Below are 15,551 nucleotides of genomic sequence, written 5' to 3' on the forward strand. Positions count from 1 at the left end.
TTTAATCTAATTGATTGGTCATGCATAAATATCTCATATGAATGTCTCATGAATTTGTATGAGATAGGTGTAAAAAAGGAAGAGAACTTTTAGAGGTAAAATTAATGAAAAAAATGTTAAAGATCATGGCAATGCTCCTTGTAATTGCTACTGTCGTCTTTGCAGCCGGCTGTGCTGAACAGACAGAAGAAGGAGCTACTGAAGAAGTTGTTGAAGAAACCCCCGTAGCTGAAGCACCTGCTGAAGACGAAATGGCTGAAGAAGTAGTTGAAGAAGAAGTAGCTGAAGAAGCTACCGAAGAAGAAGTAGCTGAAGAAGCTACCGAAGAAGAAGTAGCTGAAGAAGCTACCGAAGAAGAAGTAGCTGAAGAAGCTACCGAAGAAGAAGTACCTGCTGAAGAAGAAGTAGCTGAAGAAGAAGTAGCCGAAGAAGAAGTAGTTGAAGAAGAAGCTACTGAAGAAGAAGCTACTGAAGAAGCTAAATAAGAGTGAAACTTCTTAAGCGGTTTATTCTAAGTCACAATGCGCGTAGCCTTTTCAGGCTACATCTTTCTATTTTTGAAATTTATTCCCAATTTACAGTTTAGTCCCTCACTTAAATCTGAATAATGGATTTTATATACTTTAATCCCGGAAAGTTTTTCTTTTTCTGCTCAGATTAATAAGTATAATGCTCGGGCAAATTTCAGGTCAGGGAATTATTGAGTCCGGTGAAATTTTCTCAGATATAGAGCTTTTACATATCTCTTTTATTAATACAGATCTCCGGGACAAAGCCGGAATGACATAAGCACTTTTTCTTATTCTGCCTCGGGAGATAATTATTACTTTTCTTAGACACTCTTCGAATATAATCAAGATTTTTTACCTATATTCAGCTATACTCGCGTTTTACTCTCCTCATGTGCAAAGGATTTTATCAAACTAACAAAAATAAATAAAAATAAATAGTTTTAATTTTTTAAGCCTGCCTGTCCCGAGAGAGTTACAGAAAGACTCTTATTTTTTACTAAGTATACACTCAAAGTTCTCTGAACACTACTTGAGATACTTTTTGTTCATATTAATTATCTCAAAAAATACTGCAGAAAAACTCGAATATTATAATAAGTTTCGTGTTCTTCTATATATTTTCAACATCTACATCATAATTTTATATCTTATTTTATACATAAAATATTTTAAAATCAAAAGCTATTAATCCGTTGCCCGACTATTTATAAAAGTTTAATTATCTTACATAGCCAATATTAAGGAAGAGTTTTCAGAGGTAAAATTAATGAAAAAAATGTTAAAGATCATGGCAATGCTTTTTGTAATTGCTACTGTTGTCTTTGCAGCCGGCTGTGCTGAACAGGGAGAAGAGGAAGCAGCAGAAGGAACTGCTGAAGAAAGTGCTCCCGTTGAAGAAACAGCAAGCGCTGAAGTGAATGCTTCCGGCGAAGATATGCCCACCTATATCGTAGGTACTGAAGCCCAGTTCCCCCCCTTTGAGATTGTAGACTCCCGCGGGAAAGTGGTCGGCTTTGACGTTGACCTCCTGAACGCAATTGCTGAAGATCAGGGCTTTAAAGTCCAGTATCTTGACCAGGACTTTGCAGGCCTCATCCCCGCCCTTCAGACAGGAAACGTTGACATCATTGCTTCAGGCATGACAATTACCGAGGAACGCGAACAGGAAGTCGATTTCAGCGAGCCTTATATTACCGCAGGCCTGGCTCTTGCCGTACCCATTAACAATGAAGAGATCCAGAGTGTTGATGATCTTCAGGGCAAGACCGTAGCTGTCCAGACTGGATCCACCGGTTTCATGAAAGCAGAAGAACTCAAAGAAGCCGGAGTCATTGCTGAGATCAAAGACTTCCCTCACGTCAATGAAGCCATCGAAGAACTCAAGATTGGCGGCGCGGATGTAATGATCAATGATCTTCCAGTGACAGAAGCTTTTATTGCAGCCCAGCCAGACGTGATTAAGATTGTGGGAGAGCCTCTCAACAGCGAGTCCTATGGGTTTGCTGTCCGCACAGGCAACACAGAGCTCCTTCAGAAGATCAACACAGGCCTTGAAAATGTCAAAGCAAGCGGCCAGTACGATGAACTTCTGACAAACCTGCCCAAATACATGGAAGAATAAACTTAACCAGATTTATTTCGAGAGCTATGTAATTTTTCTGCTCTCAATTTCTTTTCTTATTAATTTTGTTTTTCATTCTCCCTTTTTTAATATCATCAGGATTAGATAACCCGCTGTTTTTAGGATCTCCAACCCTGTCATCTTTAAAATATATTCGCTGATATGATAATTTAAAATGATTGAATTTATATAATTGAAAACACTTTTCAATTAATATATTTCTGCAAAACGCGTATTTCTATTGATATTCCTTTAAATTCTCTGTCTGAAGACGCTGCTGAAGAGCTATTGCAGAGATATTCCAAAAAAAGAACCTTAATGCTGTATGCATTTTGATGTATTCTAAATATTATCTGCACACATAACAAATTTATTACTTATAAAAAATATTGTGTTTTATTAAGTAACTGAGGTTAGAATTTGTCTCTTTTAGCGTCCTATATTCAACACGCTATCAATGTATTCCCGAGTTTGTTGCGGGGAGCGGTAATCACTGTAGAGGTCACTACCTTTGCGATATTCTTCGGGTTAATCCTGGGGACGATTGCAGCTTTCGGAAAACTCTCTAAAAGGGCTATTTTCAGGATCCCCAGTTCCGTATATGTTGACTTCATAAGGGGCACTCCCCTGTTTGTACAGATACTGCTTTTCTATTACGGTATCCCGGGACTAATTATCGGGATCACGGGAGAGCCTTTCAGGATCGACCCGATTCTTGCGGGAATTGCCGTATGCAGCATTAACAGCGGAGCTTACAATGCAGAAATCGTGCGTGCAGGCATAAAGTCCGTTGACAGGGGTCAGATGGAAGCTGCCCGTTCCCTTGGTATGACCGAAGGGCAGGCCATGAGAGAAGTTATCATGCCGCAGGCTGTAAGGCTGATTATCCCTCCCCTGGGAAATGAGTTCATCGCCCTTTTGAAAGACTCTTCTTTGCTTGCAGTAATCAGCGTACACGAGCTTTCAAAGAACGGTATGCTGTATGTTTCAAAGACTTTTGCAGCTTTCCCTGCATATATCTCGGTTGCCCTCGTGTATCTCGCATTGACCATGGGAATTTCCCGTGTACTTAACTATATCGAGAGGAGGCTTGGTGTAAGTGATAGAAGTGAATAACCTCCACAAAAGTTTCGGAAACCTGAAAGTGCTTAAAGGAATTAGCGAAAAAATTAGAGAAAGTGAAGTCGTCTGTGTAATAGGTCCTTCAGGCTCCGGAAAAAGCACTTTCCTCCGCTGTCTGAACCTTCTTGAAACCCCCACATCAGGGGAAATCTGGATAGACGGGATAAAAATAACAGATCAGGGAGCGAATATAAACAAGATCCGCGAAGAAGTTGGAATGGTTTTCCAGCGTTTCAACCTCTTCCCCCATATGACTGCCCTTAAAAACGTTGCCCTTGCTCCCATAAAAGTACGCGGGCTTCCTGAAAAAGAGGCTTATGACAGGGCTTATGACCTTCTTAAAAAAGTGGGGCTTGAAGACAAAGCCGATGTATATCCAGGTTCCCTTTCCGGAGGCCAGCAGCAGAGAGTTGCAATCGCACGAGCCCTTGCCATGCGTCCTAAAGTGATGCTCTTTGACGAGCCAACTTCAGCTCTTGACCCTGAGATGGTGGGAGAAGTCCTGAACGTCATGAAAGACCTGGCAAAAGAAGGCATGACAATGATTGTCGTGACCCACGAAATGGGCTTTGCCAGAGAAGTAGGAGACCGCGTGCTTTTCATGGATGACGGCATCATAGTCGAAAAAGGGACGCCTCAGGAAATCTTCTTTAATGCACAGAATGAGAGGACAAAGTCTTTTTTGAGCAAGATCCTTTAATAGTACTTATTAATTGAAGATTTCTCCTTTTTCCTCATAATTTTTATGGGATAGCTCCATTTAACCCCTGTATTTGTAATTGAGGTCAAAAAATGAAAGAAACCCTGAAATCTTATCTCGATCTCACACGCGCTCACTTTCTTCCTGCCTGGCCCCTCGTCTTTTGCTCAGGACTTGTGCTCGCTTTCGCAAATTACGGAGGCTTTTCCTGGGAGTTAATTATTAAGGCTGCACTGATAGGCCTGTTCGGGTTCGAAGCCGGCTTTGTGCTCAACGATTACGTGGACAGAAACAGAGACAGGCTTGATGTGGAAAATACCATGACAAGGTACTGGAGGCCTTTTAAAGAGAGGCCTGTCCCTTCAGGCAGGATCTCTTCAAAAAATGCTTTCTGGCTGTTTATTTTGCTTGCGTTAGTCACTTCAGCCCTGATTTTCACCCTTCCCTATCCTAATTCACTTTACGTTTTTGCGATCATGCTGTACTCTTACGGCATCGAGGCTTTTTATCAGGTAAAAAAAAGAGACCAGAAACTTCCTGTTGCCCAGCTTCTCGGAAGGACGGATTTTACCCTTTTTCCGGCAGCAGGCTATCTATGCTACGGACAGCCGGATATGACCATACTGCTCTATATGGTTTTCTTTTATCCCTGGACGATGGCTCATCTGGGGCTGAATGATTTCATTGACCTGGAAAATGACCGGGCAAGGGAGATGAAATCAATAGCTGTCCTTTACGGTGCAAAAGGGTCCATGTACTGGGTTACAGGTTTTACGCTCCTGCATTTCTTTATGTCCATTTTCTTCCTCAGGGAACTGGGGAACATCGCTCTCTATGGTTTCTTCGCAGGCTTTGTGCTTCTTGCAGGCTCAAACCTCTATCTCTGGAGAGAAATGAGTCCAGGTGCCGGAATGAAGATCCTGCCCATTTATCACAGCACCCTTGTGATCTATGCGGTTTCGATCATTCTGGACTTTATTTATTAAATCTGTAACCGTGTCCGTGCCTGCATGAAGGCTTAATTTAACCTGAAATCAAATTCACCTGAAAAAAGGCTAAAACAGCTGAAAAACGATTTTTTTACGCGGGCTGTTTTTCTTTTCCTTCTTTTTCGAAGCAAGATCCTTTTCCGGTTCAATTTAGCAAGATTTAATTATTTCCTCCTCTCATCTGCTTTAAGTCTTTAAAGAAGAGGGTCTGCAAATGAATAAATGGATAAAAATTCTTGGAGGGCTCATCTTATTTGTTCTCCTTCTGTTCATTTTGGGTTCCCTGTACATGGAAAACCAGAGTGAAAAGATGTATAATGACAGCCTTATGAGTAGCTATGATTACAGTATAACCATAACAAGCAACAGCACTCTTCAAAATGTAACTCTATATTTGCCTGTTCCGGTTTTTGATAATAAATCCGGGATCGGGCTGGAAATGGTGAATGGAGACTATTACAATAAGCCTTCGGACTGGAATCTCAGCCTTGAAGATACTGAATACGGGTTAATGTTCAAAATAGAAGCTGCTGAAATTCAGCCGGTCTATCATTCTCTTCCTGTGGCTATGCCAGAGCCTGAGCCCGGGTCTGATGATATTGAAAATGAAATTCCGGAGGCGGAGCAGATTGTGGAATCTCACGAGTACTCCGAGGAAACTCCGGTTCTCGCCTCAATTGACTTCGGGACCTCCTTAAAAGCTGACCATCCGATCAATACAAGATTCCCTTATGGCAACGAATCCGTACTTCTACCCAAACATAATCTCAGGGAATCCGAAGAAAGACCGGAAATACCTTTACCCGATTATATTAATCCCACATATTTCGATTATGAAAGCATGGTGTACGCAAATTATGACGCATCTCCTGATGCTGAGGTCCAGATTTTTGTCGAGATGGAGGGCAGAAACGAGTGGTGGATTTACGGCTGGCAATTCAACGAATACACTGATAGGATCTCTATACAGCTAGCAGGCCCGCAGGAAGGCTGGGTTCGGGCGGAAGGAAAACTTACTACAGGAGATGGAATTTACAGAGAATAACCCTCTTCCCCTTCTTCTTCTTCTTCTTTTTTATTTTTACGAAAACAGGTTTGGTACAAAATGGCTGCCCCGCCAAGTTTCTTATAGCTTTCAACCTTATCTTATCCCGGGATGTTTGAAGAAATCCAGGTTAAAAAAGCCCTCAATAAAATCAAGGAAACAAGCAGGCTCTCACTGCCGTTCCAGTGGGATCTGAACGTTTATAGGGGATGCGAGCACGGCTGTAAATACTGTTATGCACTGTATTCTCACAGCTACCTGGAGAAAGAGGAAAAAGCCTCATCTTCAGAGGAGGAAGACTCAGATTTTTTTCGGAAAATCTATGTAAAGACAAACATTGCAGAAGCCCTTGAAAAACAGCTCGGATCTCGTTCCTGGAAAAAAGAGGTAATCAATATAGGCGGGGTATGTGACAGCTACCAGCCTGCTGAGGAAAAATACGGTTTGATGCGTAAAGTCCTGGCTGTAATGATCGAATACAAAAACCCGGTTACCATATCCACAAAATCCGATCTCATACTCAGAGATTACGACCTTCTTGAAGAACTTGCCGAACTTACGCAGGTAAATATTGCGGTCACGGTTACAACCGTAGATGAAGAGCTGAGCTCTATACTGGAACCCCTGGCTTCTTCTCCTGAAAAACGTTTTTCAGTCATCCGGGCTTTTAAAGACACAAAAGCCACCACCGGGCTCCATATGATGCCAGTTCTTCCTTTCCTTACAGACAGCCCTCAGAACCTCGAACAGGTTCTTTCCCATGCAGCAGAATGTGAGGTGGATTATGCTCTTCCGGGACTGCTTTATCTGAGGGGAGAAACCAGAAAGAATTTTTTCAATTTTCTTGCGTGCAGTTTTCCCGGACTTCTGGACCCCTACCGTAAATTGTACGCAAAAGGCGGGGCTGACAGAGCTTATAAAGCTGAACTTTACGGGATAATCAGGAGTCTTATGGAAAAATATCATCTCTCAGCCGATTACATGAAACCTCTGGAAATAAAACTCTCTCGCCCAAAACAGCTCAAGCTGACGGATTTTTAAGAATGATTTAATTCTTCACTGGAGTCTGAAAAAAAGAAAGTTTGTTTTGAGGTAATCCGAAAACTATTTTCTGAAATATTCCATGTCTTTATTTTTCGCAGCTGCATGAAATATTGCCTTTCAGGATCTCTTTCCAGTCTCCTATTACATCATGAGTCCAGCAGTCGTCTGCGCCTGCGGCTTCCCTCATTACCAGGGCAAAGATATATGAGAGCTCTTTGACTGTGGCTCCTGCTTCAAGTGCTCCCTTGAAGTGCTTCAGGACACAGGGTTTTGACCTGGCTTTAATCGAGAGGGCAAAGCAGATGAACTGATAGGTCTTTTCGTCAATCATCCTTTTTTCGGCATAGAGCTTGTCAATCTCGTCCAGCTTTTCCGTGAATTCAGGAAAAAATTCTTCCAGCATTCTCATTTTTATGGCTCCTTTTTTACCTGCATTTTATATGTTAACAGCGTGAAGTCTCTAAGCATATTATGGTATTTTTTATATTTAAACATTGGTTCAAAAACTTTTGAAACCATTCCTCTTCCCGGTTTCTTCATCATTTCCCAGCATTTTTCCGTTTATTTATCCAGTTATTCTCTCTGGTCTGTCTTTTTAAGCAACTTTTTGTAGTCGCTCTCTGATAGGCTCTCCTGCTCAAGACTCCTGTTCTGATGTTTTCCATTAATAATGCCTGTATACACCCGGCATGTCTGCTCATAAATCCTGTCCCAGTCATATTTTGGAAGCCCTTCAGCTGCCTTCCTGGCAAATTCAGTTCTCAGTTCCGGGTTTTCAATAAGGGTTTCAAGGCAGGATGAAAATTCCGTGAGGTCTTCTGCAAGAAAACCGTCTACACCGTGCTCAATAATATCCGAAACACCGCTGTGGTTCATTGCCACAACAGGGACTTTTTTCAAAATTGCTTCCAGTATTGAAATCCCGAACCCTTCGTCTCCGGATGGGTGAGCAAAGATGTCAGCCTGCTCAAGATAATCAAGCACTTTATTTCGGGGTATTTCCCCTGTAAAATAGAAATTATCGGATAAGCCGCACTTTTTTACTCTCTTTTCCAGCTTTTTTGTAAGGGGTCCGTTTCCTATCATAACAAACATCAGATTTTCGTGTTTTTTAAGCAGGGCAGGGGCAAGCTTTACAAGGTGATGGACTCCTTTTTTTCTTGTCATTCGGGCTACACTGGCGATCACGATTTTTTCTTCCCTGTTGATGGGAAGGGTAGCTTTACAGCTGTTTTCTTCACATTCGATCCCATTAAATATCCTGTAAACTGGCTTTTTTGTCATCAGTTTTGAATCCTTCTCAACTGCAGAGCTAACTGCAATTACGGCATCCGCATTCCTGATAAGCAGTTTGCCGGCAAGGTAGAGAGCAGGGCTGAGAGCTGTGTGTCCTACAAGGGAATGGTTTGTAACTACGGAAGGAAGCCCGATTTTTCTGGACATGAGCAGAGCTGCCATGCTTAGCGGTGAGTCAAGCCCGTGAGAGTGAATCATATCATAATTTTCCGATCTCAGAAGGTTGTAGAGTTCTTTATATGCCCCGGGCATCATGAAATGCTTCTGTCCCGGAAAGGGATCACTTCCTACCCTTATTATCTTAATTCTGTCCCTCATGCTGTACTGAGGGATGCCGGGATAGCCCCTTGTAATAATATGGACTTCATGTCCTTCCTGGATCAGGGTTTTTGCAAGAGAATGCATACAATACTCGATTCCCCCTATTTTTGGGAAATACCAGTCACTGATCAATGCGATTTTGTATCTTTCCAGATCTTAAACCCCCCATAATAAAACAGATACAGGATACCTATCAGGCTGCTTAGCCCGTAGGACACAAACCGCTCGAGAAATACGAAACTGCCTGCTGAAGCAGGGGACATCCCAAAATACAGGAGAAGTGAAACCAGGCCTCCCTCTACGATTCCCAGCCCTCCGGGAGTGATTGGCAGGCATCCGAGTACGAGGTAAAGGACTGAGAACACTATTATAATATCCATGGACAGAGGGAGGGAAAGGGCGGAAGCTACCAGCTTGATGCGTATCACATCAAGTCCCCAGACCAGGCAGGACAGGAGGAGTACAGGGACAAAAGACCTGTTCAGCTGTTTCCAGTCCTGATATAACTTTCTCGTGAAAATGGAAGATTTTCTTATGAGGATCCACACTCCTATTCCTCCCCCTATCAGGATTAAAACCCATAGCAGGGAAGAATTAAACGGTAGAATTTTTCTCTGGAGATGGAGAAGGCTTTCAAAAGAAGGGGATAAATACAGGATGTAAAGAAACAGCAGGGCAACAGGAATTGCTTCAACCAGTCTTTCAAAAAGGATAGTTATGACAGCGTGTGTATACGTGATCCCAAAACTCCTGTTAGCCCAGATTATGCGCAGGGACTCTCCTCCTGTCCTGCTTGCAGGAGTAATATTATTCACGAACGCTGCTCCAAACATAATCGGGAGGAGATTTACGGCTTTAAGGTTATATCCAATGGAAGAGAGCACCTGCTGCCAGCGGACTGCAAAAAAATACACGCTCAGCAGATAAACTGAGGATGCCAGAAAAACATACATAATCCGTGTATCACTGAGGATCTTCCAGCTTTCTTCCAGCAAGGGCACAATTTCTGCCCGGTTACTGACGACCAGTAATATTGCTGTAAGCACCAGGAAGGCCGCAGTGGCTTTCTTCAAGGCTTCCAGATCCAACAATACACCTTCATAAAGGGTTCAACGCGGAAGTATTGTCAGCGTGGCTTTTCCCATGGTCGAACTGCCCCCATTCTGGATTATTTTCATCAATCAATGAGATTTGCAGTCCGGACTGTCGTCTATCAGGCAAGTTTCCAGACTGAAAAATCACTACCTTACGTTTTAAACCCCTGAATTATTTTCCCTACTCCCGGGTAAATGGCTCGCAAAGAATGACTTTTGTTTTCCCATCCATTTCCCATTCTAAATTAGGCTCTTTTTATATAATATCTGCCATCATTATGTTTTCTAATGTGCTGAGTTTTCTGTATGTTTTTCTGGTCCGGAAGCTGCAGTTCCCGGGGAGCTTTCTTTGGGCTGGAAGCCTTTTTTCAGGACTTCATTTTCTTCCATGTAGCCTGTAGCTTACACAAAGCGTTATCTTCTATCATGACAAAGGAGGGGTAAGGGATTCATTTCGATATGGGTTTCAAGTATTTTTCTTGAGGGGGCAAAAATATATGTTATACAGAAGACTTGGCAGGACGGACGAAAAAGTTTCCATACTGGGTTTTGGCACCATGCGTCTCCCTGTTATAGGGGGAGATGATACCCGGGTTGATGAGGAAAAATCCATAGAGATGATCCGTTATGCCATCGATTCCGGTGTTAATTACATTGATACTGCCTATCCTTACCATGGTGGCATGAGCGAATCCGTTCTCGGGAAGGCTCTTGAAGACGGCTACCGTGAAAAAGTCTATATTGCAACCAAACTCCCGAGCTGGCTGGTTGCAAGCAGAGAAGACATGGACAGGTATTTGAACGAACAGCTTGAAAGGCTTAAAACTGATTCCATTGATTTCTATCTGGCGCACGCTTTAAACAGTGACTTCTGGGATCTGGTTAAAAAGCATGGAATTTTTGATTTCCTTGACTCTGTCCTTGAGGATGGCAGAATAAAATATACGGGATTCTCCTTCCATGACAGCCCTGAATTGTTTAAGGAAATAGTCGATTCCTACCCGTGGACTCTATGTCAGATACAGTACAACTTTATGGATGAAAATTTCCAGGCAGGAAAAGACGGTTTGATGTATGCCGCGTCAAAGGGCCTTGGTATAGTTATTATGGAGCCCATGCGAGGGGGTTACCTTGTCTCAGGGGTGCCACCTGAAGTTCAGGAAATCTGGGATTCTGCTGATATACAGAGAAGCCCTGTTGAATGGAGCCTTCGATACCTGTGGGACTATCCGGAAATAGCTGTGGTACTTAGCGGGATGTCTGAGATAAAACATGTTGAAGATAACGTAAAATTCGCGTCTGAAGGTCTTCCGGACTCCCTGACTGAGAGGGAAAGAGAGCTCATTTCGCGTGTAAAAAAAATCTACATGTCAAAGACCAGGGTTAACTGTACCGGATGCCGGTATTGTATGCCCTGCCCTTCAGGAGTGAATATCCCTGAGAATTTCAAGTACCTCAATAATGCTGAAATGTTTGATAACGCAGAAGGAGAAAAAGCTCTGTACAGCGGCCTTGAAGGACAGGCTTCAAACTGTACGGAATGCGGACAGTGCGAAGAAAAGTGCCCTCAAAAAATTCCTGTCAGTCAGATGCTAAAAGAGGTTGTTAAATTATTTGGGAAATGATCCCCTCAAAATCAAAAATGGGTCATGCAGTCGCCTTAAAAACCGGAACCACAGTATGTAAGTATTATATTGGACTGCAGGTTTTTCTCCGGGCTGTTATGGTGTTTATCTAAGCCATTCATCCATTACCATCCTGCATGCCCGGAATTCATCGAAAAAGGAATTGACCATTGAAAAAGGAATTGATATTACAATTCTCTCAGAGAATCGGTTTTTGCAAGTATTCTGGAAGAATGTGTCCTGAAAACAGGCCCATCTTTCCCTTTGAATTTTTAAGATAGATATCCATCTCAAGTTAGGTTCTCATTTTGTCCCCCATCCTTTAAAGAAAGTATAGCAGAAGGTTCCTCCGTGTTCTGCAGTCTTATGGAGTTCTTCTATTCCTTTCTCCCATTCTTCTTCTTTAATTATCTGCATTTTCAGGGACTGTTCTTTTACGCCTTCTACCATAGGGATGATGGTTTTCAGGATGAAGCCGTTCACAAGTTCGGGTTTGCTGGAATCTATATAAACCATTCTTGGCTCCACTCTTATTTTTTCAAACCCGGACTCCTGAAGAAGGGGGTAAATCTGGCGGCCGACCAGGGAGTTTCCTTTCATGTAAGCCTGAACCCGGATGAGACAGTTCCAGGCTTCAATGGCTTTTTTTCCTTCAGGATGGAAGTAGCAGGACCCATGGTCTCCTTCGATCACTGTAATCGTACCTCCGGGCTTGAGGACTTTCTTCAGGCTTTTTAAGGCTTCTTCCGGGCTTTGCAGGTGCTCAAGCACGAAACAGACAAAAATGTGGTCAAAACTGCTGTCTTCAAAAGGAAGAGAAAAAATATTTGCCTGCAGGAATTTAACATTTTTAATCCCATTTTTTTCAGTATTTTCCCTGGCTTTTTCAAGGGATTCCGGGGAAATGTCAATCGAAGTAATTTCCGCATCAGGGTTGTTTTTTGCCAGGATTACAGTCTGGGCTCCTATTCCGCAGCCGGCTTCTAGCACTTTTGCTCCGGGTGGATATACGGTGTCATGGTGGAGAAGTTTTTCAAGTGTTTCAGCCTGTTCTGAAAGGCGGAGAGCCTCTCTTTCCGAATAACCATGCACATACTCGGTCATGTCTTATGATCCTCTTTTTCTAAATTAAATTTATATTAACTTGCACTGGTCAACATCTTCTGTTTTTAATGAGTTTTTCCACAGCTGTCCTTGAGATGCGACAAATTATGAGAATTTCTGCAGCTTTTAGTATAAGTTCTTAATAATGAAATTTCCCATTTTTTAATTTCTCTATTCCTCCTGCTTGCCCGTTTCTAACTGGACCAGAACCCTTTTTCTCTATAAAGAAATTGTTGTATTTATAAAAAAACTCATATAATAATAGGACATTCTAGGAATGGGGAGTTGGGTATATAGAAATGTACTCAAATGTAAGCTTTAAGCTGAGTTTCTGGTCCTGGCAGGCTTTTTGAATCCGGAGTGTACATCTGGTCTGAGCCTGCTTTTTCCTGTATCTCTTAAATGGGATTTCTCAAACACAGGTACTGCTTACACTGAGCTATGTTGCTACTCGCCTTTGCTTCCATCAGAACCTGAATCGTAGATAGTCCATGCTTATTGAATTCTTGTATAAACTATGGGCTCCAGCACCGAATAATCTGGACTATATAAACTGGGAGGATAACTGTATATGGATAAAAAGATGATTAACGAAAAAAGCAAAGAGGAGCAGTTGGAAAAGTTCCATGAAGATCCGGAACGTGAGTTTTTAACTACAAATCAGGGAGTCAGGGTAAATAATACGGACATCTCACTCAAAGCAGGAGAAAGAGGACCCACCCTTCTTGAGGACTTTCACTTCAGAGAAAAATTAACTCATTTTGACCATGAAAGAATTCCTGAAAGAGTCGTTCACGCCAGAGGCTCAGGTGCGCATGGTTTTTTCCAGGTATATGAACCCATGACAGAATATACAAGTGCGAAATTCCTGCAGGACCCTAATAAAAAAACCCCGGTTTTCGTTCGTTTTTCTACCGTTGTAGGGTTCAGGGGCTCGGCAGATACTGTCAGGGATGTCCGGGGTTTTGCTGTTAAATTCTACACTGAGGACGGAAACTATGACCTTGTCGGCAACAACATGCCTGTTTTTTTCATTCAGGATGCAATCAAGTTTCCTGACCTGGTTCATGCGATCAAGCCTGAGCAGGATAACCAGATTCCTCAGGCTTCTGCAGCGCATGATACTTTCTGGGACTTTGTGTCGTGCCACCATGAAAATGCACATATGATCATGTGGGTTCTTTCAGACCGTGCACTTCCAAGAAGCTACCGGATGATGGAGGGTTTTGGGGTTAACACCTTCCGTTTTGTCAATGCCGAAGGTAAGGGCAGGTTTATAAAATTCCACTGGAAGCCCATGCTTGGAATTCATTCCCTTGTCTGGGACGAAACTCAGAAAATAGCAGGAAAAGACCCTGATTTTAACCGTCGTGATCTCTGGGATGCCATTGAGATGGGAGCCTATCCTGAGTTTGAGTTAGGGGTGCAGATCCTGGAGGAAGAGGATGAATTCAAATTTGACTTTGATATTCTCGACCCTACAAAGTTATGGCCGGAAGAGGATGTACCAATAAAATGGATAGGGAAAATGACCCTGGACCGCAACCCTGATAATTTCTTTGCTGAGACCGAGCAGGTTGCGTTTTGCCCTGCGAATGTGGTTCCGGGAATTGACTTTTCCAATGACCCTCTCCTGCAGGGACGGCTTTTCTCGTATCTTGATACACAGCTGATCCGCCTTGGAGGTCCTAACTTCCAGGAGATTCCAATTAATCGAGCGCTAGCACCGGTGGCTAACAATCAGAGGGAAGGATATAACCGTATGACAATAAACAAGGCCAAAACGAGTTATTTCCCGAATACCGTAGGAGATGGCAAGCCACGGCCAGCTTCTGCAGAAGAAGGCGGTTATGTCCATTATATGGAAAAAGTAGAAGGCAAGGTAATCCGTTCCCGAAGCGAAAAGTTCAAAGACTTTTTCAGCCAGGCAAAATTATTCTGGAACAGCATGTCGAAACCTGAAAAAGAACATATTATAGAGGCTTTCCATTTCGAAATAGGAAAGGTCAAGGACAAGAAAATCAGGCAGGCAGTTGTTGATATGTTCAATAACGTCGATGGCGACCTGGCAGTAGAGATCGCAAAAGGGGTCGGTGTCTCTGCTCCGGCACAGAAAGGAGGTTCTCCTGTAGCTAAAGAATCGCCAAATTTGAGCCAGGAACGCAGTGAACGTAATGTGAAAAATACTATCAAAACCAGGAAAATCGCCATCATTGTCGCGGACGGATATGACCACAAAGACCTGAGCCAGGTAATGCAGGCTCTGGAAGCCGGTGGAGCAAAAGCCGACATTATCTCAAAATTCCAGGGAATGCTGAAGAGCTCGGAAGGTCAGGAAATTGAAGTTGACAAAAATTACCGCACTACAGAATCGGTTCTGTATGATGCTGTATACATCCCCGGAGGAAAAGAAAATGTGGAAACCCTGAAAAAGCATGGAGATGCTATCCACTTCGTCAATGAAGCTTTCAGGCACTGCAAGCCTCTGGGTGCAACAGGCGAAGGAGTCGAATTATTTAAAGCTGCCCATCTTCCGGATATAAAACTCGCAGGAAAGAGTTCTGCTGATAAGGTGGTTTCCGATAAAGGGGTGGTGACCGCCAGAAATGAAGGGGACAGAAGCTCTTTTAATGAGTCTTTTACCACCGCAATTGCACAGCACCGTCACTGGAACAGGGAGAAAAAGGAACAGGTTCCTGCCTGAACTCTTTATGAAAGAGTTCTCCGGCTTTATTTTTTAACCGTTTCTCTCTTTTTTCTTCCTCTTTAATTCTATTTTTAATCTTTTTATTTTACTTCCTTTTAACTCACTTTCATCATTTCATTTTTGACCTTTTTATTTTACTTCCATTCTTTACCCTATTTTCATCCTTTCTATTTATTTTCAATTTCTCATTTACCTCACTTTCAACCTTTTTATTTATTTTCGATTTCCCTTCTCTGAAACCGGAAAGCTAACTCTGGAGAATTTACTCTATATCTTTAAAAAAGGCCTGATTTTTTCTGAACTGGATAAAAGACATGATGTACTTAGGAATAGTTATAATGAATTTGATAATTCTCGAATTCTACTTTAAA

14 protein-coding genes are annotated in these 15,551 nt (G+C 42.5%); 9 read left to right on the forward strand and 5 right to left on the reverse strand.

The window, feature by feature from the left end:
* The first annotated feature begins 104 nt into the window (after nucleotides 1-104).
* The 7 genes from M886_RS19090 (at nucleotide 105) to M886_RS07130 (ending at nucleotide 7,030) form a co-directional block, all read left to right on the forward strand.
* Nucleotides 105-485 (forward strand): hypothetical protein, encoded by a 381-nt coding sequence (locus M886_RS19090; protein ID WP_052716887.1) that lies wholly within the window; start codon nucleotides 105-107, stop codon nucleotides 483-485.
* 793 nt (nucleotides 486-1,278) lie between these two features.
* Nucleotides 1,279-2,133 carry a basic amino acid ABC transporter substrate-binding protein gene (locus M886_RS07105; protein ID WP_048050937.1) on the forward strand — a complete coding sequence of 285 codons (855 nt, stop codon included), beginning with the start codon at nucleotides 1,279-1,281 and terminating at the stop codon, nucleotides 2,131-2,133.
* Nucleotides 2,134-2,553: 420 nt separating this feature from the next.
* On the forward strand, nucleotides 2,554-3,249 hold the full coding sequence (locus tag M886_RS07110) for an amino acid ABC transporter permease (RefSeq protein WP_048037290.1): 696 nt from the start codon (nucleotides 2,554-2,556) through the stop codon (nucleotides 3,247-3,249).
* Nucleotides 3,233-3,955, forward strand: coding sequence for an amino acid ABC transporter ATP-binding protein (locus M886_RS07115; protein WP_048050938.1), 723 nt, complete (start codon nucleotides 3,233-3,235; stop codon nucleotides 3,953-3,955). Before M886_RS07110 ends, M886_RS07115 begins: the two co-directional genes overlap by 17 nt.
* Before the next feature lie 92 nt (nucleotides 3,956-4,047).
* Nucleotides 4,048-4,941 (forward strand): prenyltransferase, encoded by an 894-nt coding sequence (locus tag M886_RS07120; protein WP_048050939.1) that lies wholly within the window; start codon nucleotides 4,048-4,050, stop codon nucleotides 4,939-4,941.
* 217 nt (nucleotides 4,942-5,158) lie between these two features.
* Nucleotides 5,159-5,989, forward strand: a complete 831-nt coding sequence (locus M886_RS07125; protein ID WP_015412208.1) for a hypothetical protein — start codon at nucleotides 5,159-5,161, stop codon at nucleotides 5,987-5,989.
* Between the two features lie 111 nt (nucleotides 5,990-6,100).
* A complete protein-coding gene (locus tag M886_RS07130) occupies nucleotides 6,101-7,030 on the forward strand; it encodes an SPL family radical SAM protein (RefSeq protein ID WP_048050940.1) in 930 nt (309 codons plus the stop codon).
* Nucleotides 7,031-7,118: 88 nt separating this feature from the next.
* Here M886_RS07130 and M886_RS07135 read toward each other — a convergent pair whose 3' ends face one another.
* From M886_RS07135 to M886_RS07145, 4 genes are read right to left on the reverse strand one after another with little or no spacing between them, the layout of a single operon-like run.
* A complete protein-coding gene (locus tag M886_RS07135) occupies nucleotides 7,119-7,442 on the reverse strand; it encodes a carboxymuconolactone decarboxylase family protein (RefSeq protein WP_011033877.1) in 324 nt (107 codons plus the stop codon).
* 2 nt (nucleotides 7,443-7,444) lie between these two features.
* Nucleotides 7,445-7,576: a hypothetical protein gene (locus tag M886_RS19310; RefSeq protein WP_259637172.1), complete on the reverse strand. Its 132-nt coding sequence runs from the start codon at nucleotides 7,574-7,576 to the stop codon at nucleotides 7,445-7,447.
* Nucleotides 7,577-7,606: 30 nt separating this feature from the next.
* Entirely contained in the window at nucleotides 7,607-8,782 is a 1,176-nt protein-coding gene (locus M886_RS07140) for a glycosyltransferase family 4 protein (protein ID WP_048042045.1), read from the reverse strand.
* Nucleotides 8,779-9,738 carry a lysylphosphatidylglycerol synthase transmembrane domain-containing protein gene (locus tag M886_RS07145; RefSeq protein ID WP_015412212.1) on the reverse strand — a complete coding sequence of 320 codons (960 nt, stop codon included), beginning with the start codon at nucleotides 9,736-9,738 and terminating at the stop codon, nucleotides 8,779-8,781. Before M886_RS07145 ends, M886_RS07140 begins: the two co-directional genes overlap by 4 nt.
* A 503-nt stretch (nucleotides 9,739-10,241) precedes the next feature.
* On the opposite strand from M886_RS07145, the gene M886_RS07150 reads away from it, so the two are divergent.
* A complete protein-coding gene (locus M886_RS07150; RefSeq protein WP_048040843.1) occupies nucleotides 10,242-11,369 on the forward strand; it encodes an aldo/keto reductase in 1,128 nt (375 codons plus the stop codon).
* Between the two features lie 303 nt (nucleotides 11,370-11,672).
* Here M886_RS07150 and M886_RS07155 read toward each other — a convergent pair whose 3' ends face one another.
* Entirely contained in the window at nucleotides 11,673-12,473 is an 801-nt protein-coding gene (locus M886_RS07155; RefSeq protein WP_048050941.1) for a class I SAM-dependent methyltransferase, read from the reverse strand.
* A gap of 571 nt (nucleotides 12,474-13,044) precedes the next feature.
* Between M886_RS07155 and M886_RS07160 the strand changes: the two genes are divergently transcribed.
* Nucleotides 13,045-15,177: a catalase gene (locus tag M886_RS07160; protein WP_048050942.1), complete on the forward strand. Its 2,133-nt coding sequence runs from the start codon at nucleotides 13,045-13,047 to the stop codon at nucleotides 15,175-15,177.
* The last annotated feature ends 374 nt before the right edge of the window (nucleotides 15,178-15,551 follow it).

It is taken from the genome of Methanosarcina soligelidi, assembly GCF_000744315.1.
In the GTDB taxonomy this organism is placed as follows: Archaea; Halobacteriota; Methanosarcinia; order Methanosarcinales; family Methanosarcinaceae; genus Methanosarcina; species Methanosarcina mazei.

Bases quoted from the DNA above. Each gene is read 5' to 3' on its own strand.
- M886_RS07155 (WP_048050941.1), bottom strand. From the start codon at position 12,473: ATGACCGAGTATGTGCATGGTTATTCGGAAAGAGAGGCTCTCCGCCTT.
- M886_RS19310 (WP_259637172.1), bottom strand. From the start codon at position 7,576: ATGATGAAGAAACCGGGAAGAGGAATGGTTTCAAAAGTTTTTGAACCA.
- M886_RS07120 (WP_048050939.1), top strand. From the start codon at position 4,048: ATGAAAGAAACCCTGAAATCTTATCTCGATCTCACACGCGCTCACTTT.
- M886_RS07105 (WP_048050937.1), top strand. From the start codon at position 1,279: ATGAAAAAAATGTTAAAGATCATGGCAATGCTTTTTGTAATTGCTACT.
- M886_RS07150 (WP_048040843.1), top strand. From the start codon at position 10,242: ATGTTATACAGAAGACTTGGCAGGACGGACGAAAAAGTTTCCATACTG.
- M886_RS07160 (WP_048050942.1), top strand. From the start codon at position 13,045: ATGGATAAAAAGATGATTAACGAAAAAAGCAAAGAGGAGCAGTTGGAA.
- M886_RS19090 (WP_052716887.1), top strand. From the start codon at position 105: ATGAAAAAAATGTTAAAGATCATGGCAATGCTCCTTGTAATTGCTACT.
- M886_RS07125 (WP_015412208.1), top strand. From the start codon at position 5,159: ATGAATAAATGGATAAAAATTCTTGGAGGGCTCATCTTATTTGTTCTC.
- M886_RS07130 (WP_048050940.1), top strand. From the start codon at position 6,101: ATGTTTGAAGAAATCCAGGTTAAAAAAGCCCTCAATAAAATCAAGGAA.
- M886_RS07135 (WP_011033877.1), bottom strand. From the start codon at position 7,442: ATGAGAATGCTGGAAGAATTTTTTCCTGAATTCACGGAAAAGCTGGAC.